This is a genomic window from Streptomyces luteogriseus (assembly GCF_014205055.1).
Taxonomy (GTDB): Bacteria; Actinomycetota; Actinomycetes; order Streptomycetales; family Streptomycetaceae; genus Streptomyces; species Streptomyces luteogriseus.
The window spans coordinates 7,469,928-7,490,548 of the sequence record NZ_JACHMS010000001.1; the positions used below are offsets into that span (position 1 = coordinate 7,469,928).

The window sequence follows — 20,621 nt, forward strand, 5'->3', positions numbered from 1 at the left end:
CCCGGAAACCACGACGGACACCGCCGCGTGCCCGTCACCGCGGCGGGCGATCCCGCGCGGGCAGAGTCAGTCAGAACGCACAGCGGTAGTACGGAATTGGGGGAGTACGTGGAAGAGCCCGACGACTCGCAGGAACTGGGCACCGAGATCGCCGTCATCGGCATGGCCGGACGATTCCCGGGAGCACCCGACCTGGAGCGGTTCTGGTCGAACCTCCGGGACGGCGTCGAGTCCGTGGCCTTCTTCGAAGACTCCGAACTGCTCGCCGCCGGCGTTCCCGAGGCCGAGTTCTCCCGCCCCGGTTACGTGAAGGCCGGGGCCCGGGCGGAGGGCGTCGACCTCTTCGACGCCGAGTTCTTCGGGTACACGCCCCGCGAAGCCACCATCATGGACCCGCAGCACCGGATCTTCCTCGAACTCGCCTGGGAGGCACTGGAGCACTCCGGCTACAGCCCCGCCCGGATCGGGGACGGTGTCGGCGTCTTCGGCGGGGCGGGGACCAGCGCCTACCTCCCGCACGTCTTCGCCAACCTGGAGAGCGGCGCCGCCATCGGCGCCTCCAACGTGGGGCTCGGAAACGAACTCGGCTTCCTCACCACACGCGTCTCCTACAAGCTCGGCCTGCAGGGCCCGAGCGTCCCCGTGCACACCGCCTGCTCCAGCTCCCTGGTGGCGGTCCACCTCGCCTGCCAGAGCCTGCTCAACCACGAGTGCGGCACGGCGATCGCCGGTGGAGCGGCCTTCAAGGTCCCGCCGGGCAAGGGGTACCAGTACCAGGAGAGCGGCATTCTCTCCCCCGACGGGCACTGTCGTCCCTTCGACGCCGACAGCCGGGGCACCGTCTTCAACAACGGCGCGGGCGTCGTCGTACTCAAGCGCCTCGAGGACGCCCTGCGCGCCAACGACACGGTGTACGCGGTCATCAAGGGCACCGCCGTCAACAACGACGGCTCCGCGAAGGCGAGTTTCACCGCCCCCGGGGTGGCCGGGCAGAGCGCGGTCGTCCTGGAAGCCCTGGAGATCGCCGGTGTCGAGCCCGACGAGATCAGCTACGTCGAGGCCCACGGCAGCGGCACCAGAATCGGCGACTCCATCGAGATCGAGGCACTGACCAGGGCCTTCGACACCGGCTCGGACCGCACCGGATTCTGCGCGATCGGTTCGGTGAAGTCGAACGTCGGCCACCTCGACGCGGCCGCCGGAATCGCCGGGCTCCTCAAGACCACGCTCGCCCTGCGCCACCGCACCCTGCCGCCCACCGTCCACTTCCGTCAGGCCAACCCGGCCATCGACTTCCCCAGCACGCCGTTCCACGTCCAGCGGGAACTCGCCCCCTGGACCACTCCGGACGGTGCCCCCCGACGCGCGGGGGTGAGCGCCTTCGGATTCGGCGGCACCAACGCCCACGTCGTCCTCGAAGAAGCACCCGAACCCGCCCCGCCCGGTCCGGTCCGGCCCTCCCAGCTGCTCGTCCTGTCGGCCCGCACCCCGCAGGCGCTGGAGCGGGCCACCGACCGGCTGGCCGCGCGCCTGCGGCAGGAGGACCTGTCGCTCGCCGACGTCGCCTTCACCCTGGCGCAGGGCCGTCAGGAGTTCCGCCACCGCCGCGTCGTCGTCGCCCCCGACTCGCTCAGCGCGGCGCACGCCCTGGAATCCCGCGACGGTGGGAGCGTGACGACCGGCACCGCCGACGCCGCCGCGCCTTCCGTCGCGTTCCTCTTCACCGGGCAGGGCTCCGCGTACCCGGGGATGGCGGCCGGGCTCTACGCGCAGGAGGCCGTGTTCCGCGCGGCCGTGGACCGGTGCGCCGAACTGCTGCGCCCCGAACTCGGCACGGACGTCCGCGACCTGCTGCTCGCCGCGCCGGACGACGAGGAAGCGGCTCGCCGGCTCGCCACCACCGCGCTCGCCCAGCCGGCCCTCTTCACCCTGGAACACGCGCTGGCCGAGCTGTGGAGCTCCTGGGGCGTCACCCCGTCGGCCATGATCGGGCACAGCCTCGGCGAGTACGTGGCCGCCTGCCGTGCCGGGGTCTTCGAACTGGCCGACGCGCTCCGGCTGGTCGTCCTGCGCGGCAGGCTCATGGAGCGGCAGGCGAGCGGCGCGATGCTCAGCGTGGCCTCCGACCGGGCCACCGTGGAGCGGCTCCTGCCCGCCGGACTGTCCCTCGCGGCGCACAACGGCCCGTCCGACTGCGTCGTGTCGGGCCCGGACGAGGCGGTCGCCGCGTTCGCCGCCCTCGCGGAGCGGCAGGGGATCGTGACCCGCCCGGTCGCCACCTCCCACGCCTTCCACTCCACGTTGATGGCGCCGATGGTCGAGGAGTTCACCCGCGCCGTCGCCCAGGTCCCCCGGCACGAGCCGGCGGTGCCGTTCCTCTCCAACGTGACCGGCGACTGGATCACCGCTCGCGAGGCCACCGACCCCGCCTACTGGGGGCGTCACGTCCTCGCCACGGTCGAGTTCGCGCGGGGCGTCGAAGTGCTGGCGGCCGACCCGGAGGTGGCCTTCCTCGAGGTCGGACCGGGCCAGACGCTGCGCAGCCTCGCCGCACGGAACCTCGCGGGTGCACAGCCGCCGCGCCTGGTGACCGCCACGCTGCCGCACCGGCAGGACGGCCGCGGGCCGCTGGAAACCGCACAGCGCGCCCTGGGCCTGCTCTGGCTCCACGGCGTCACCCCCGACTGGACCGGTTACCACGCCGACGAGCGGCCCCGTCGCGTGGCACTGCCGACCTACCCGTTCGAGCGCACGCGCCACTGGCTGGAGCCCGCACCGGCCGCACCGGCGAGGCCGGGGCCCCACCCGCTTCTCGACGAGTTGCTGGTGCGGACGGTGGACGAAGCGGTCTTCCTCACGTCCTTCGACCTGGAACGCCACTGGGTGCTCAGCGAGCACAAGATGCTCTCCGAGGCCATCGTGCCGGGCACCACCTACCTGGAGATGGCACGGGCCGCGGGCACGGAGTACCTCGGCGAGCAGGTCACCGTCCTGTCCGACGTCGAGTTCCAGGTCCCCCTGCTGGTCACGGCGGAGCAGCCGCGGGTCGCGCACACCATCGTGCGCTCCGACGGCGGTGACGGCGCCGAGTTCAAGGTCGTCAGCCAGGACCCGGCAGCGTCCGACGGGCGGCGGTGGACCGTCCACGTGCGCGGCAGGCTCTCGGCGGGGCCCCGGCCGCCGCGCCGCGCCGACCTGCCCGCCCTCGCAGCCCGCTGCCGGCTCGCCACCGTGGACGTCGGCACCCTGCAGGCCGAGCACCGGGTCATGGACTTCGGCAGCCGCTGGCAGGACAGCCTGCGCACGGTCGACGTCGGCGTGCGGGCCGCGCTCGGCCACCTGAACCTGCCGGAGCGCCACCACGAGGAGACCGGCGCCTTCGCGCTCCACCCCGCGCTGCTCGACCTGGCGACCGGGTTCCACCGCTGGGCGATGCTCCGGGGCGACGAGGCCCCCGACGCGTCCGGGCACGACTTCTACCTGCCGCTGGCCTACGACCACCTCACCGTGCACGGGCCGATGCCCGCCCGGTGCGTCAGCTTCGTCCAGCCCGACCCGGACTTCCCGCAGAGCGACGAGATCCGCAAGGTCGACGTCCTGGTCTGCGCCCCCGACGGCGCCGTCGTCCTCGACATCAGGGGCTTCACGGCCAAGCGCGTCAACGACCCCCGGCGCACCGTCCGGAACGCCCGTGCGGCCACAGCGCACCACACCCTGCGCTGGGTGCCCGCGGACGGCACCGGGGCGAGCGGTGACGGGGGAGCGGCACGGCGGCCGGTCGGCCATGCCCTGGTGGTCGGAACCGACTCGCCCCGGCGCGCGGTCGTCGTCGCCGAGCTGCGGGACGCCGGCGTGACCGTCGACGTGACCGGTGCCGACACCGACTGGACCACCTGGACGCAGCCGCTGCCGGCGGAGACCGTGTTCGTGGCGAGTGAGGACGAAGCGGGCAGCCCCGGCCGACACGCACAGGAACGCCTCCTGGACAGCGGCGTGATGGCCCTGCTGCGTCTGGCCCAGACCCTCGGCGGGCCGGGCGCGGGCCCCCGCCGGCTCACCGTCGTCGCCGGGTACGCCGAGGACGTCACCGGCGACGAGCCCTACCTCGTGCCCGCCCACTCCGCGCTGTTCGGCCTGGCGAAGGTCATCGGCCAGGAGCACCCCGACATCGGCTGCCGGTGCGTCGACACGGCCGCCGACGTCCCGCCCGGCGCGCTCGCCCGGGAGATCCTCGGGACGGACCCGGCGGGGCAGGCCGCCCTGCGCGGCGACGGCCGCTACGTCCTCGAACTCGTCGAAACGGACCTGCGCCCCGAACCGGAGGACCTCGCGGCCGTACCGGACGGCGTCCACCTGATCACCGGTGGCCTCGGCGGACTCGGTCTGGAGATCGCCCGGTCCATCGCCGCGGCCCGGCCCGGAGCGAGGATCGCCCTGGTCGGCAGACGCGGACTGCCACCCCGTGAGCAGTGGCCCGACGTGCTGCGCGACGGGCCGGCCGGCCAAGCCGAGCGGATCCGCCTCATCGAGGAGATGGAGTCCCACGGCGCCAGCGTCCTCGTCCGCCCGGGCGATGTCTGCGACCACGACGACATGGCCCGCGTCGTCGCGGACGTCCGCCGCGACCTCGGCCGCATCACGTGGCTGGTGCACGCGGCGGGCACCGCGGGTGACGGCTTCCTGATGAACAAGACGCCCGACGTCTACCGGGCCACCCTGGCCCCCAAGGTCACGGGCGCGATGGTGCTGGACGACGTCACCGCCGACGACCCGCCCGAACTGATGGTGATGTTCAGCTCGACCACCGCCCTGTTCGGCTCACCGGGCCAGGGCGACTACACGGCGGCCAACCTCTTCCTCGACGCGTACGCGGCCTGGCGGGGCAAGCGGGGTCTGCGCACGATCACCCTGAACTGGACCGACTGGCTGGGCACCGGCATGGCCGCCGACCACGGCGTCCAGCGCGACCAGGGCTTCTTCCGGTCCGTCGAGATCGAGGACGCGGTGGCGAGCTTCCACGCGGCCGTCCGGTCGGACCACGTGCGGGTGATCGTGGGGGAGATCAACCACGACGCGCTGGCCGTGCTGGACCCGGCCGTGCTGCGGGCCCGTCTGGCGGCCTCACCCATCCGCCTGAGCGAGCCGATCCGGCGGGCCGTGGCCGCCCTGGCGGCGACCACCGCCACCCGGGCCGCCGCGGGACCCCCGGCACCCGTCTCGGAGGTGACACTGCTGGGCCGGCCGGACGGCGAATACAGCCCCATGGAGGAGACCCTGGGCAGGCTGTGGGCCGCCGAGTTCGGCATCAGTGAGATCGACGTGTCCGCCACCCTGTTCGACCTCGGCGGCGACTCGCTGCTGGCCCTGCGCCTGTCCAACACCCTGCAGGAGGCCCTCGACGTGAAGACGTCGATCGCCGACCTGTTCGCCCACCCGACGGTCGCCGACCTCGCCCGGCATGTGAGCTCCGGTGAGCAGGCGACAGACCCCAGGAAAGCCCCGCACGCGGTGACGGCCCCGGACACCGCGCCCACCCCGCCCACCGAGACCGTCCCGGACGAGGCGGCCGGGGAGGAGACCGACCCGGGCTGGTTCGGCCTCTGGAACGCCCAGAGCGGCATGTGGCTGCAGCACCAGTTGGGGGAGGGCCGTGCTGAACTCAACCTGCCGGTGTGGACGCACGTGCACCGCGCTGTCGACCACGAGGTCTTCCGCAGAGCCGTCGCGTATCTGATCGACCGCCACCAAGCGCTCCGCCTCGTGTTCCGGGACACCGCGGACGGGCCCCGCCAACGGGTCCTGCCCGCCTTCGACCTCGACGTCCCGCTGGTCGACCTGAGCGCACACCCCGACCCGGAGGCCGAGGCAGAGCGGCTGATCCGCGCGGACAGCGCCATCCCGTTCGACACCCTGGACACCCCGCCGCTGCGCGTCGCGCTGTACCGGCTCGGCCCCGAACACCACTGCGTGTACTACACCATGCACCACCTCATCTCCGACGGCACCGGCATCGGGATCTTCCTGCGGGAGCTGCTGGAGACGTACGAGGCGCTCGCGCGGGACGAGGAACCGTCGCCGGAGCCGCTGGAAACGACGTACGAGGAGCTGATCCGCGGCCGGTTCGCATGGCTGGCCGGCCCCGAGCGCCCGGCCGCCGAGGCCTACTGGCTCGACGAGCTGGCGGGCCCCCTGCCCCGGCTCCACATCGGTGACCACGACGCGCCCGGCGCCGAGGTGTCCAACGAGACCATGGACTTCACGGTCGACCCGGACCTGTCCGAAGCCGTCGGGGCGCTCGCCAGGAAGTGGGACGTCACCGTGCACGTCCTCCTCCTCAGCGCGTACGCCGTGGCGCTGCGGGGCATCGGGTCGGACGACGACATGGTGATCTGCGTGCCGTTCTCCGGGCGGGACAGCAAGAGCATGAGCCACCACCTGGGCATGTTCGTCAACCCGCTCGCCGTGCGCCTCACTCTCTCCGACACCGACACGTTCGACGAACTGGTCCGGCGCGCCCAGGCCAAGAGCGTCGGCGCCTACGCCCACAGCCGCTACCCGTTCACACTGATCGCCGAACGGGTGGCGCCCGCCGACGGCGCGCCCCGCGACGGCCGGAACCCGGTCTTCTCGACCGCGTTCCAGTTCACCGACTTCCTGCCGCCCGCCAACCAGACCTCGCAACTCGACATCTGCCTGTACGGCAAGCCGGGAGAGGACGGTCTGGGCATGCGGCTCACCTACAACTCGCTGCGGCTGACCGAGTCGGAGGCCATGGAGGTACGGACGGCCTTCCTCGCCGTGCTGCGCGAGGTGACGGCCGACCCGGGCAGCACATTGGCGGCCCTGGCCGAACCCATGCGGCGGGCCCGCCGGGCGGGCGTCGTCGCCCCCAGGGGCCGCCGCCTGGGAGCCCTGCGGTCCACCCGGGCTCCGGGCGTCTGAGGAGCGACGGCCGGCCCCGGTCCGCAACCGAGTCCGCCCGACCGGCGGACTCGCTCATTCGAGGAGGAAGAGGTCCATGGACGAGCGACAGGAAGAAACCCGTTACGTCGTGGTGGTCAACCACGAGGAGCAGTACTCGATCTGGCCCCTGGGCCGCGAGGTTCCCGAAGGCTGGAAGCACGCCGGACACGAAGGCCCGAAGGACGCCTGCCTGGCCCACATCAACGAGGTGTGGACCGACATGCGTCCGCTGAGCCTCCGTTTGAAGATGGAGACCGAGAACACCCGATGACGACCCTTGTCCGGCCGTTCGTCCACAGGCCCCACGCGAGCATGCGGCTGCTGTGCCTGCCCCACGCCGGAGGTGGTGCCTCGGCGTACCGCGGGTGGGCGACCGAGCTGCCCGACGGCATCGAGCTGTGGGCGGTCCAGCCGCCCGGCCGGGAGGACCGGGTCATGACCCCGCCTCTCGCCCACATGGACGACCTGCTCAACGACCTGGTGCCCGCCGTCGTCCCGCTGCTGGACCGGCCGTTCGCCCTGTTCGGCCACAGCATGGGTGCCGTGGTGGCGTGGGAGCTGGCCCGGGCGCTGCAACAGCTCGAAGCCGGCTCGCCGGTACGGCTGTTCGTCTCCGGCAGTGTGCCGCCGCAGATCAGGGACGTACCGGAACGGCCGCTGCACACCCTGTCCGACGACGAGCTCTGCGACCGGCTCAGGGAGTGGGGCGCGACCCCGGAGGCCGTGCTCGCCGACCCGGAGCTGATGGCGCTGTTCCTGCCCGTCATACGAGCGGACCTCGCCGTGGTCGAAAGCCGTGTCCACCGCACCGAACCCCTGCTCACCTGCCCCGTCACGGCCTACGGCGGTACCGAGGACGGCAGCGTCGGCAGCGACGTGCTGGCGCGGTGGGGCGAGGTGACGACCGGGCCCTCCAACTGCCGCATGTTCCCCGGGGACCACTTCTTCCCGCACTCCGCGCGCTCGGCCGTCCTCGCGGACATCACCGACCGGCTCGGCGCGGACTCGCTCTACGGAAAGGCTGGAACGGCATGACCTCGCAGTACGGGACCGGCCCGCAGGGCGACACGCACACCCCCTCCGTCACGGACGTCGTGACCTCCGTGTGGGCGTCCGTGCTGCGCATCGACCGCCCGAACCCGGACGCGAACTTCTTCGCCCTCGGCGGCAACTCGCTCCAGGGCGCCCGGATGGTCGGCCGGCTCCGTGAGGAACTGGGCATCCGCATCCCGCTCAGCGCGCTCTTCGAGAGCCAGACGGCCGCCGAACTGGCCGCCAGGATCGAGGACCTGCGCGGGGACGCGCCACGCACCGGCGTCACCGTCCCGCCGTTCACGGAGCGGACCGGGGGGACCTTCCACGCACCGGCTTCCTTCGCCCAGCAGCGCCTGTGGGTGGAAGAGCACATCCTGGGCCCCAGTTCCCGGTACAACGTCCCCGCCGCCGTGGAGATCGAGGGAGACCTCGACGTCGCGGCTCTGCGCCTGGCCCTCCAGACGCTGGTCGACCGGCACGAGCCGTTCCGCACCGCCATCCGCGCTGTCGGTGGCGTACCCCACCAGGTGGTCGAGGCCGCCGTGGAACTGCCCTTGGAGATCGTCGACCTTCAAGGCGAGCCGGACGAACAGCGGGAGCAGGTCCTCGTCGACCGGATCGGCGCCTCGGCGCAGCGGCCGTTCGACGTCGAGCGGGGCCCGCTGCTGAGGGCGGAGCTGTACCGGCTTGAGGACCAGTGGCACGTCCTGCTGGTCAACATGCACCACGCCATCACCGACATCCACTCGTTCGAGCTCGCGGTGGCGGAGTTGCTGGAGCTGTACGCGACGGCCGCCAAGGGCACCGTCCCGCCGGCCGAACCGCCGGCCCTGCAGTACGCCGACTTCGCGGCCTGGCAGCGCCGCACGGTCGGCGACGCCGCGTTCGACGCGCAACTCGAGTACTGGAAGGAGTGCCTGCGCGGCCCCCTCCCCGTGCTCGACCTGCCCACGGACCTCACCCCGCAGGGCTCCCCGAGCGGCCGGGGCGCGACCGTCGCGGTGGAGCTGCCACGGGCCGTCTCGCGCCGCATCCGGGAACTGGCCCGGCAGAACGACGCCACGCCGTTCATGACCGTGCTGACTCTCGTCGCCGCGCTGCTGCACCGGTACAGCGGCCAGACGGACATCGTGGTGGGCACCCCCAGCGCCAACCGGGATCTGCCCGAACTGGAAGGCATGCTGGGCTACTTCCTGAACACCCTCGCCGTACGCTGCGACCTGTCCGGCGACCCGACGGTGCTGGAACTGCTCGGTGGCGTACGCGAGCGGACGCTGGGAGCGTACGCGCACCAGGACGTCCCGTTCGAGCGGGTGGTGAACGCCGTGGCCACGGACCGCTCCGGGCTGCAGTCGCTGTTCCGGGTCATGCTCGCCTTCCAGCAGGAGTTGCCGTCGCCGCAGCTGCCCGGCCTCACCGTCACCGACGTCGACCTGGACCGCAACGCGGCCAAGTTCGACCTGGTGTTCTCGGTGACCGAGACCGAAACCACCTACCGTGTGGCGCTGGAGTACAACACCGACCTCTTCGTCGAGGACAGGGCGTGGCGGATCCTCGACCACTTCCGCACGCTCGCCGCCGACGCGGTCGCCGCGCCGACGAAGCGCCTCTCGGGCCTGCAGGTTCTTCCCGAGGAAGAGCAGCGGCAGATCGAGTCCTGGTCGCGGGCCCGCTGCGGTCCGTATCCGACGGACACGTTCCTCCACCACATGTTCGAGGAGCAGGTGCGCAGGACGCCCGGAGCGGTGGCGGTCGAGAGCGGCGACGCCCGGGTCACCTACGGCGAACTGAACCGGCGCGCGGACCTGCTGGCGGCCGCGCTCATGGAACGCGGCGTCTCCACGGACCACCTCGTGGGGCTCTGCGCGGAACCCTCGGTGGACCTCCTGGCCGGCATCCTCGGCATCCTCAAGGCGGGGGCGGCCTACGTGCCGATCGACCCGCTCGCCCCCGTGGACCGCATGACCCACCTGGTCGAGGACAGCGGGCTGCGCGTACTGGTGACCACTGCCGAGCTGCACCCCCAGCTGCCCGGCGTCGCGCTCGACGGCGTGGACGTGGTGCACGCCGGGACGGCGGGACCCGTCGGGGACGAGGGCGCCGCACCGGGCGCGCGGTGCCCCGAGGCGGCCGTGGACCCGGCACAGCTCGTGTACCTCATGTACACCTCCGGGACGACGGGCAGGCCCAAGGGCGTCGGACTGCCCCACACGGCCGTCACCCCCTGGATGCGGTGGGCGCAGGACATCCGGCCCATCGGCGAGGGCACCCGGGTCGTGCACAACCTCGCGTACCACTTCGACTGGTCCGTGGAGCAGATGTTCCACGCGCTGACGAGCGGGGCCTGCCTGGTCATGCTGCCGCTGGACGTGCGCGCGGACCCCGAGGCCACGGCCCGGTTCGTGAACGAGCACGACATTCACATGCTGTATCTCACGCCCACCCAGATGCGGGCACTCACAGGCGTCGGCGTCACCCTGCCGACCCTGCGGCACGTCTCCCTGGGCGGCGAGAACCTGAGCGGCGACCTGGTCGCCCGCATCCGCGAGGTCGTGTCGCCCGAGTGCCTCGTCTGGAACGAGTACGGCCCCACGGAGACCGCCGGTGTGGCGCTCGCCGGACGCATGGGCCACGCCGCGGAGGACCGCGCCTCCATGCCGCTCGGGGAGCTCGTCTCCAACGCCTCCTGCGCCGTCGTGGACCGCTGGGGCAACCAGCAGCCGATCGGCGTCCCCGGCGAGCTGCTGGTCGGCGGCGACGGCGTGGCCCGCGGCTACCGCAACCGTCCCGGCCTGACCGCCGAACGCTTCGCCCCGGACCCCGCGAGGCCCGGTCGCCGCCTCTACCGGACGGGCGACACGGTGCGCTGGCTGCCGGGCGGCGAGATGGAGTTCCTCGGCCGCACCGACCACCAGGTCAAGATCCGCGGCGTGCGGGTCGAGCTGGAGGAGATCGAGTCCGTGCTGCGCGGCCACCCCGGCGTGGCGAACGCGGTGGTGGTCCTGGAGCCCGGCGAGCGGCTCGTCGCCTATCTCGTACCGGCCCCGCAGGGCGGCCCGGACGATCCGGAGCTGCGCTCGTACCTGGCACCCAAGCTGCTCGCGGTCATGCAGCCCGCCGTCTTCGTCCGGCTCGACACGATGCCGACCTCGGCCACCGGCAAGGTGGACCGGGCCCGGCTGCCCCGGCCCACCGACCAGCCCCCGGCCGAGGTCGTGGTGGTCCCGCCGAGCACCGAGACGGAGCACGCCGTCGCCGCCGTGTGGAGCGAGGTGCTGAAGCTCGACGTGGTCGACGTGAACACCACCTTCTTCGAACTGGGCGGAGACTCGCTCACCCTGCTGTCCGTCGTGGAACGGCTGCGTCGATCCCAGGACCTGGAGATCCCGGTGCGCGCCGTCGTGGACACTCCGACCGTCGCGGGACTCGCCGCCCGGATCGACACACTGCGCTGGACCCTCGGGTCTCGGGAGACCTCCGTCGACACGACCGGCGCGCGCGAGCTGGGTGAGCTGTGACCCCACACGTGTCCGAAAGCGTCGTCGACCTGCTGCTGTCCCTGCGCGCGCAGGGCATCGCCCTGTGGGCCGAGCACGGAAAGCTGCGTTTCGACGCCCCGGCCGGAGCGATGACCCCCGCCCTGCGGGAGAGGCTCGTCGCGCGCAGGGCGGAGATCGTGGCCTTCCTCGCCGAAGCCGACCTGGCCGAGCGCAGCACCGTGCGGATCGCCATGACCGACGGTGTGGGCCTGGCCGCCGACCTGTACCGCCCCAAGCGTGAGGGCGTGGTGACCGAGGAACCCCTGCCGGTCGTCTGGTGCCACGAGCGTTACCGCCGGGCCGAGCATGTCAGCGGAGGTGTGCTGACCAAGCTGGACAGCCAGCCCTGGCTCAAGGAACTCCTCCGTCATGGCTACGTGGTCGCCGTCGTCGACGTCCGTGGCGGCGGCGCGTCGGAAGGCACCCGCCCCGTCGAGTTCGACCCCCAGGAGGCCCGGGACGCCCACACGGTGACCGAATGGCTGGCGGAGCAGCCCTGGTCCACCGGACGCGTCGGCATGTTCGGCATGTCGTACTCGGGGATCAGCCAGCTGCTCGCAGCCGGTACGGCGCCCCCGCACCTCGCGGCGATCGTCCCGCAGATGGCGATGTTCGACCTCTACGCGTTCCTGCGCCCCGGTGGGGTTTTCCGGGACGACTTCGCACGCAACTGGGCCGAGACCGTCCGCAGGCTCGACACGGAGGCGGGCGTCGCCGCTGCGGGGGACCCGGACATACACGGGCTCGTGGCCGAACACCGCCTCAACGCCCGGGTGTTCGAGCAGGCAGCGGCGCTGGAGTTCCGGGACAGCACGGACCGGGCGAGCGGCCTTGCCCTGTACGAGCACATCAACCCGGCCGCCGCACTTGCGGACATCAGCGCCTCCGGCGTCCCCGTGTGTCACCTGACCGGCTGGTACGACGTCTGGGTGCGCGACACGACGCTCTGGTACCGCAACCTGACCAACCCCCAGCGCCTCGTCATCGGCCCCTGGAGCCACAACAAGTGGTCGGACGAGGACATCGCCCGTGAACACCTGCGCTGGTACGACCACTGGCTCAAGGGCATCGACAACGGGGTCACCGGCGAACGGCCCGTCCGGTACTTCACCATGAGCGCACCGACCGGTACCGAGTGGCGCACCGCGAGCCGGTGGCCGCCGCCCCATGTGCGGCCCCGGGCGTTCCACTTCCACGAGGGCCCGGCCGGCACCGTCTCCTCCGCCAACGACGGACTGCTGCTCGCCGAGGACGAGACCGGGGCCGCCCCTGCCGACGGCGCCGACGCCTACGAGGTCGACTACTCCGCCACCACCGGAAGGACCTCGCGCTGGTCCGACGGGTACGGCGGCGGGTTCCGCTACGACCTCACGGCGAACGACCGCAAGGCCCTGACCTACACCTCGCCGGTGCTGACCGAGGACCTGGAGGTCACCGGCCATCCCCTGGTCCACCTGTGGGTCACCTCCACCCACCCGGACGGCGAGTTCTTCGTCTACCTGGAGGAGGTGGACGAGAAGGGCGACTCCCACTACGTGAGCGAGGCGGTGATCCGCGCCTCCCACCGCGGCCTGGGCACACCCCCGTACGACGGCATGGGCCTGCCCTACCACCCGGGGACGGCGGAATCGGTCGCACCGCTCCCCGGCGAACCGGTGGAACTCGTCGCCGACATGCACCCCACGTCGAACGTCTTCGTGGCCGGCCGCCGACTGCGGATCAGCGTCACCTGCTGCGACCGCGACAACGCCCATGTGCCCCAGCGGGACCCCGTGCCGGTCGTGCGGGTCCACCGGGGCCCCGGCCATCCGTCGCGGGTGGTCCTGCCCGTAGCGCCCCGGCTGTGACGGGCGGGCACCCAGCCCGTGCCTGCCCGTAGCGCCCCGGCTGTGACGGGCGGGCACCCAGCCCGTGCCACGACCCGGGCTCCCGCAGAAGCCCGGCCGAGTCCCCCGTAACCGGAAAGTGCCTTTATGAACACGGAAGTCGAAGCACGCCGCGAAGCCGTAGTGCGGGCCTGGCGCGAGACGCTGGAGTCCGACCCCGCCTCGGACGACGAGGACTTCTTCGAGGCCGGGGGCAATTCCCTCCTCGCGGTGCAACTGCAGCGCCGTCTGACCGAGGCCCTCGGCCACCGGGTGCCCCTGCGCCACATCCACGATCACCCCACCGTCCGCGGTCTCCTCGGCCTGCGACCGCCCCGGCAGCCGCGTCCCGCGCACCCGGAGGCGGCCGGCGCATCCGTCCTGAACCTGTACTGCCTGCCGTACGCCGGCAGTTCCGCCCGCATGTACGAACCGTGGAAGACCCGGCTGCCGTCGTCGGTGGCCGTCACCCCGCTGGAGCTGCCGGGACGCGGTGCCCGCTGGCCCGAGCACGCCAAGTCCGAACTGGAGCCCCTGCTCGACGACCTCGCCGGGACGATGGAGGAGGCGCACCACGCCCCCTACGCCGTCTTCGGACACAGCTTCGGGGGCATCCTCGCCTTCGAACTCGTCCGCCACCTGCGCGCGCTGGGGTTTCCGCCGCCCCGGCGCCTGCTGGTCTCCGGCTGCCCGGCACCCCATCTGGCCACGCCCGCCGAGACCACGTACGACCTCTCGGACGAGGAGTTCACCCAGCGGCTGCGGCGGCTGCGCGGTACCCCCGAGGAACTCCTCGAGAACGAGGAGCTGATGGAGCTGTACATCCCGATCCTCCGGGCCGACTACACCATCCTCGACCACTACAAGGCGCCCCCGGCCGAACCGCTCGACTGCCCCGTCTCCGTGTTCTACGGACGCGGGGACGAGGACGCCGGACGGGACGTCACGCAACCGTGGAGCGCATACAGCGGCGGACCCATGACGATCGAGGAGATCGACGGGGACCACTTCTTCCTCCGGGACGCCGAGGACGAACTGCTCACGAAGATGGCACGGCATCTGGAGGTCCCGCGGCCAGGCAACCCGTGACCGGCCCACCCCAACGGCGATTCCGAAGAGAGAAGCCCATGTCCTACCCCCCTTCCGCCGCCCGGCCCGTCCGCGTCGGCGTGCAGATCCAGCCGCAGTACTGCTCCTACGCCGAGATCCGCCGCGCCGTCGCCCGGTACGAGGAACTCGGCGTGGACATCCTGTTCAACTGGGACCACTTCTTCCCCGTCTACGGCCCCGCCGACGGCGAGCACTACGAGTGCTGGACCATGCTCGGCGCCTGGGCCGAGGCGACCTCCCGCGTCGAGTTCGGCCCCCTGGTGAGCTGCAACTCGTACCGGAACCCCGACCTGCTCGCGGACATGGCGCGCACGGTCGACCACATCAGCGACGGGCGCCTCATCCTCGGCATCGGCGCCGGCTGGAACGAGAAGGACTACGACGAGTACGGCTACGAGTTCGGGACGCCGGGCAGCAGGCTCACGGCCCTGGGCGAGGGACTGGAGCGGATCGAGCGGCGGTGGCAGCGGCTCAACCCCGCGCCCACACGGAAGATCCCCGTCCTCGTCGGCGGCAACGGAGAGCGCAGGACCCTGCGTCTGGCCGCCCGGTACGCCGACATCTGGCACGGTTTCGGCGACCCCGGCCAACTGGCGCACAAGCACAGCGTCCTCGACGCATGGTGTGCCGAGATCGGCCGTGACCCGGCGCAGATCGAACGGTCGACCCGGGTGTTCCGGCGGAGCCCCGACGAGGTCGGCAGGGACCTCGTGGACGTGGGTACGCGGCTCATCCAACTCGTGGCGCAGTCACCCAACTTCGACCCGGCACCGGTGAAGGACTGGCTGGATTTCCGGGACGACGTCAACAAGAGCCTCGTCGCGTCCTGACCGCAGGCCGGCAGCGGACCCGGCCCGGGGCACAGCCCACGGCGGGGAGAGAGACCGTCGCCGACCCAGGGCAGGGCGGCGTCGGGGAGCCCCGGCCCGACAGCCCCCGCCTGGCTCGGCGACGGTGGACGGGCCGCACGCAACTACCCCAAGATCACGATCTCTTGACACACCGGGGAAGCTCTAAGAGTATGGCCAGCACGCTGCTGACATGTGCCCACCAGGACCGAGCCGGCCGGTGAACCGGACAGGACACCGGCGGTACCGGTGGGCCGGATCCCACCCGGTGGCAGCGTTCCCGGCCGTCCGAGGCCGCTCTTCCGCAGTGCCCCGCCGCCCGGCCCCGTCGCGCCCGTGCCCTCCCACCGTGATCGCGCCCGCCGCGCCGCGGTCCGAAGCCAAGGCCCACGTCGATGAACCCCCCTGTACAAGGACGGCCTAGATGACCGAAGGATCGGACCTGCCCACTCGCGAGCGCCGGGTCCCCTACACCGACCCCGGCACGCCGGACCTGCGCAGTCCGGCCCGCTACCTGTGGTGGCTGGTCCGGATGCAGCGCGGCCGGATCCTGCTCGGCTCCCTGTGGGGCTCCTTGTGGATGTGCGCGCTGATGCTGCCGCCGTACTTCATGGCCCAGGCCATCGACGACGGCCTCCGGCAGCGCGACACGGACACGCTGACGTTCTGGGTCGTGATCATCCTGGTCACCGGCGCGGCCATCGCCACCCTCGGCATCCTGCGGCACCGCACCATGACCCTCATCCGCACGGACGCGGCCTACCGGACGGCGCAGGTCGTCGTCCGGCAGGTCACCAGGCTCGGCGCCACCCTGCCGCGCAAGGTCTCCGTCGGAGAGCTCACCCACCTCCAAGCGGGCGACATGGGGCGCATCGCCGTGACGCTCACCATCACCGGGCCCGGCGTCGGCGCGGTCATCGCCTACGCGGCCACCGCCGTCCTGCTGTTCACCATCTCCGCCGTCCTGGCCGGCGTGGTCCTGCTGGGCGTCCCGCTGCTCGCCCTCGCGGTCGGTCCCCTCCTCGGCAAACTGCACGGCGCCGAGGGCACCTACCGGGAACGGCAGGGCGAGCTGACGGCCCGCGCCGGCGACATCGTCTCCGGCCTCGGCGTGCTGTGCGGCATCGGTGGCAAGGCCGCCTTCGGCAAGCGGTACCGGCAGCGGTCGCAGGCCCTCCTCACCGACGGCTACCGGGTCGCCTCGTTCACCAGCTGGGTCCAGGCCATCGGCGCCGGCCTGCCGGTGATCTTCCTGGCCGTCGTCACCTGGATCAGCGCCAGGATGGCCGCCAGCGGGACGATCACCGTTGGTGAGATGGTCGCCGTGTACGGCTACGTCGCCGCGCTCCTGGTGCCCGTGTCGTTCTTCATCGAGGGCGCCGACGACCTGCCCCGCGGCCTCGTCGCCGCCCGACGGGTGGTCGGCATCCTGGCGCTGGAGCCCGACGTGGAGGACGGGGCGAGCCCGACGGCCGCCCCGGCCGGCCCCGCCGCCCTGTGCGACCCCGACTCCGGACTGACGCTGGAGCCCGGCCGGATGACTGCCCTGGTCTCCGCCCGCCTCGACGAGGCCCGCGCCGTCGTCGACCGGCTCGCCCGCTACACCGACTCCGACGCGACCTGGGGCGGAGTCCGGCTCTCCGACCTCGAACTGGCCGAAGTGCGGCGCCGTGTCCTCGTAGCCGACAACGACGCCCACCTCTTCGCCGGGGCCCTGCGCTCGGCGGTCTCCGTCCGCGACGACCACGCGGCCGACGAACTCCAGGGGGCCTTGCGGGCCGCCGTGGCCGAGGACATCGTGGAGGCCCTGCCCGACGGCCTCGACACCCGGCTGGAAGCCCAGGGCCGCAACGTCTCCGGCGGACAGCGCCAGCGCGTGCGCCTGGTGCGGGCCCTCCTCGCCGATCCCGACGTGCTGCTGCTGGTCGAACCGACGTCGGCGCTCGACGCGCACACCGAGGCCACCGTGGCCCAGCGCGTCCTCGAGGCCCGGCGGGGCCGCACCACCCTGGTGGTCAGCACCTCACCTCTCATCCTCGACCGGGCCGCCCAGGTGTCGTACCTGGTGGACGGCGCGGTCGTCGCCGTCGGCACCCACGGGGACCTGCTCGCCACCCACCCGGGCTACCGGGACCTCGTGCTCCGGGGCAGCGACGAGAGTGTCCCGGCCGCGCACACGACGGCCCTCCAGGAAGGAACCAGCCGATGAGCCGCCCGAACGAGCCATGGCGGCTTCCGGTCGCGGACCGCGCGACCGTACGCCGGGCCGGCGTGGAACTGGTCAAGGCGGACTGGCGGTCCATGACCCTCGTCGTCCTGCTCGCCGGTCTCGCCGCCGCGGCCGGACTCGCCGGGCCATGGCTGCTCGGCCGGATCGTCACCCGCGTCGAGTCCGGCGACGCCACCATGTCCTCCGTCGACCGGCTCGCCCTCGGCGTGCTCGTCTGCGCCGTCGCCCAGCTGGTGCTCACCCGGTTCGCCCTCAACCACTCCCACCGGTTCGGCGAGCGCGCCCTCGCACGGCTCCGGGAGGAGGTCGTGGACCGGGCGCTCGCCCTGCCCGCCCGGGTGGTCGAACAGGCCGGCACCGGTGACCTGACGACCCGCTCCTCGATGGACGTCGGCACCGTCGCCACCACGCTGCGCAGCGCCATCCCGGAGGTGTTCGTCGCCGGGATGCAGCTGCTGTTCATCTTTGCCGCCACCTTCCTGCTGCACCCCCTGCTCGGCCTGTGGGCCCTGGTCGGCATGCCCTTCGTCCTCCTGGTCACCCGCTGGTACCTCGCCCGGGCCAGGGCCGCCTACCTCGTCGAGGGCGAAGCCGCCTCGGAGGTGGCCGAGATCGTCGCCGCCACCGCCGAGGGCGCCCGCACCGTGGAGGTGTTCGGCCTGCGCCGCCGCCGCGTCCGGGACGCCGACGCGGCCATCGGCCGCGCGTACGGCGCCGCCCGTCGCACCCTGTTCCTGCGGACCGTGCTGTTCCCCGTCACGGAGTTCGCGCACTCCCTGCCCGTCGCCGTGACCCTGTTCGTCGGCGGGCACGCCTACCTCGACGGCTCCATCAGCCTGGGCGTGGTCGTCGCCGGCAGCCTCTACATGTGGCAGCTGGTCGAACCGCTCGACCGCGTGCTGATGTGGGTGGAGCAACTCCAGCGCAGCGGCGCGGCCATGGCCCGCATCAAGGGCATCGGCATGGTCGCGGGCGAGCCCCGCAGCGGCCTGCCCGAGCCCGCCGACGACCGCATCGAAATGCGCGGAGTGCGCTACGCGTACGTGGACGGCCACGACGTGCTCAAGGACGTGGACCTCACCGTCCGCCCCGGGGAGCGCCTCGCTCTGGTCGGCCCGTCCGGCGCGGGCAAGACCACCCTCGGCAAGCTCCTGTCCGGCGCGGACGCGCCGCGCACGGGGAGCGTCGAGGTCGGCGGCGTCCCGGTCGCGGATCTCGCCGCCGCCGACGAACTCGGCAACCGCGTCGTCCTGGTCACCCAGGAACACCACGTCTTCATCGGAAGCCTCCGCGACAACCTGACCATGGCAGCCCCCGACGCCGACGACCAGCGGCTGCTGGACGCGCTCGCCGTGGTCGGCGCCGACTGGGTCAAGGACCTGCCCGACGGTCTCGACACACAGGTCGGCTCCGGCGGCACCGAGCTGGACCCCGCGCAGGCCCAGCAGCTCTCGCTGGCCCGGGTGGAACTGGCCGACCCGCACACCCTGATCCTCGACGAGGCCACCTCGCTGCTGGATCCGACCACCGCACGGCACGCGGAGCGGGCGATGGCCGCCGTACGGGCCGACCGCACCGTCATCGCCATCGCCCACCGCCTGCAGACCGCACACGACGCCGACCGCGTCGCCGTGGTGGAAGACGGCCGGATCGCCGAACTCGGCTCGCACGACGAGCTGGTCGCGGCCGACGGACCGTACGCGGCGCTGTGGCGCTCCTGGCACGGCCGGGGCGCCTCGGCCGACGAGGGCCGCGCGGGCTGACCCCCGCGCACCCTTGCCGCACGACACCTATTGCATCCGGTTCCACGAGAACGAGGGGGACGCCGCAGTGCCGGAGGACGAGAAGAGCCAGGGCGGCGCGGGAGGCACGTATCGACTCGCCTGCCTGCGCTGCGACGTCGAACTCGAACCGGCGCTGGTGTACCGGTGCCCGAACTGCTCCGGGGCCCTGGAGCCGCGCTACACCCTGCGCGGCGCGGCACGCCGCGACCACGAGGCCCCGGAGCGGGCGTACTTCGATTTTCTTCCGCTGAGCTCGCCGGACTTCCTGGACGACGGCATCACACGCCGTACGCCCTGTCGGCCGGCACCGGAACTCGGCGCCGCCATCGGCGTGCCCGGCCTGTGGACGAAGGACGAGTCGCGGCAGCCCACCGGCACCACCAAGGACCGGCTGGCCTCGGTCGTCCTGGCCGTGTTCCGGCAGTTCGGCGTCAAGGAGTTCGTCGGGTCGAGCACGGGCAACAGCTCCACCGCCCTCGCCCGCGCGGTCCGCAGGGACCCCGCGATGCGCGCCCACTTCTTCTGCGGCGAGGACTTCGTCACCAACCACGACGTACCCGACCACGCAAGGACCTCGCTCACCGTGGTTCCGGGCACCTACGTCGACGCCTCCGCGCAGGCCCGCCGCTTCGCCGCCGAGCAGTCCCTCCACCTGGACGCCGGGTTCTTCAACTGGGCGCGGCGCGAAGGGCTCAAGCTGGCCTACCTGGAAGCCCTCGACCAGATGGACCGCACGCCCGACGTGGTCGTCCAGGGCATCAGCAGCGGCATGGGGCTGCTCGCCGCCCACAAGGCCATGCGCGAGTACCTGCTGACCGGCGCGCTCGACCGGATGCCGCGGTTCCTCATGGTCCAGGAGGAGTCGTGCGCGCCCGCCGCCAAGGCCTGGCGGGAGGGGCGCCGAGAACTGACCGCCGCCGACCGGATCGACCGGCCCGAGGGGCTGGCCACGGCCATCCTGCTCGGGGACGGTGCCCCGTACTACCCGTATCTGTACGACATCGCGTCGGAGACCGGGGGAGCCGTCGTCTCGGCCTCGCGGCGGGAGCTGGTCGAGGCCAGGACGATGCTGCGGGAACTCGAGGGCCTCGACGTCTGCTACGCCGCGGCGGCGACGATCGCTGCGGTACGCAACGAGGCCGCCGCCGGGCGGATCGGTGAGGACGAGACCGTACTCGTCAATCTGACCGGGCGCAGCCGGACGGACGCGCCCGCCTGACCCGGGGGCCGAGGACGGGGAAGACACA

At 72.5% G+C, this 20,621-nt stretch carries 10 protein-coding genes; all 10 read left to right on the forward strand.

Going from position 1 to position 20,621, the window contains the following annotated elements; genetic code table 11:
• Positions 1 to 108: 108 nt before the first annotated feature.
• The 10 genes from BJ965_RS33225 (at position 109) to BJ965_RS33270 (ending at position 20,593) form a co-directional block, all read left to right on the forward strand.
• A complete protein-coding gene (locus BJ965_RS33225) occupies positions 109 to 6,942 on the forward strand; it encodes a type I polyketide synthase (protein WP_184913964.1) in 6,834 nt (2,277 codons plus the stop codon).
• 76 nt (positions 6,943 to 7,018) lie between these two features.
• A complete protein-coding gene (locus BJ965_RS33230; protein WP_184913970.1) occupies positions 7,019 to 7,234 on the forward strand; it encodes an MbtH family protein in 216 nt (71 codons plus the stop codon).
• A complete protein-coding gene (locus BJ965_RS33235) occupies positions 7,231 to 7,998 on the forward strand; it encodes a thioesterase II family protein (RefSeq protein WP_184913972.1) in 768 nt (255 codons plus the stop codon). Before BJ965_RS33230 ends, BJ965_RS33235 begins: the two co-directional genes overlap by 4 nt.
• On the forward strand, positions 7,995 to 11,516 hold the full coding sequence (locus tag BJ965_RS33240; protein ID WP_184913974.1) for a non-ribosomal peptide synthetase: 3,522 nt from the start codon (positions 7,995 to 7,997) through the stop codon (positions 11,514 to 11,516). The genes BJ965_RS33235 and BJ965_RS33240 overlap by 4 nt, the downstream gene beginning before the upstream one ends.
• Positions 11,517 to 11,524: 8 nt before the next feature.
• Complete coding sequence (locus BJ965_RS33245) at positions 11,525 to 13,384, forward strand: CocE/NonD family hydrolase (protein ID WP_184913976.1); 1,860 nt, start codon at positions 11,525 to 11,527, stop codon at positions 13,382 to 13,384.
• 126 nt (positions 13,385 to 13,510) lie between these two features.
• A complete protein-coding gene (locus tag BJ965_RS33250) occupies positions 13,511 to 14,491 on the forward strand; it encodes an alpha/beta fold hydrolase (protein ID WP_184913977.1) in 981 nt (326 codons plus the stop codon).
• Positions 14,492 to 14,529: 38 nt separating this feature from the next.
• Positions 14,530 to 15,342: an LLM class F420-dependent oxidoreductase gene (locus BJ965_RS33255; RefSeq protein ID WP_184913979.1), complete on the forward strand. Its 813-nt coding sequence runs from the start codon at positions 14,530 to 14,532 to the stop codon at positions 15,340 to 15,342.
• Positions 15,343 to 15,784: 442 nt separating this feature from the next.
• Complete coding sequence (locus BJ965_RS33260; protein WP_184913981.1) at positions 15,785 to 17,569, forward strand: ABC transporter ATP-binding protein; 1,785 nt, start codon at positions 15,785 to 15,787, stop codon at positions 17,567 to 17,569.
• Positions 17,566 to 19,353, forward strand: coding sequence for an ABC transporter ATP-binding protein (locus BJ965_RS33265; protein ID WP_184913983.1), 1,788 nt, complete (start codon positions 17,566 to 17,568; stop codon positions 19,351 to 19,353). The genes BJ965_RS33260 and BJ965_RS33265 overlap by 4 nt, the downstream gene beginning before the upstream one ends.
• 13 nt (positions 19,354 to 19,366) lie before the next feature.
• Positions 19,367 to 20,593: a threonine synthase gene (locus BJ965_RS33270; RefSeq protein WP_184913985.1), complete on the forward strand. Its 1,227-nt coding sequence runs from the start codon at positions 19,367 to 19,369 to the stop codon at positions 20,591 to 20,593.
• Positions 20,594 to 20,621: the final 28 nt, after the last annotated feature.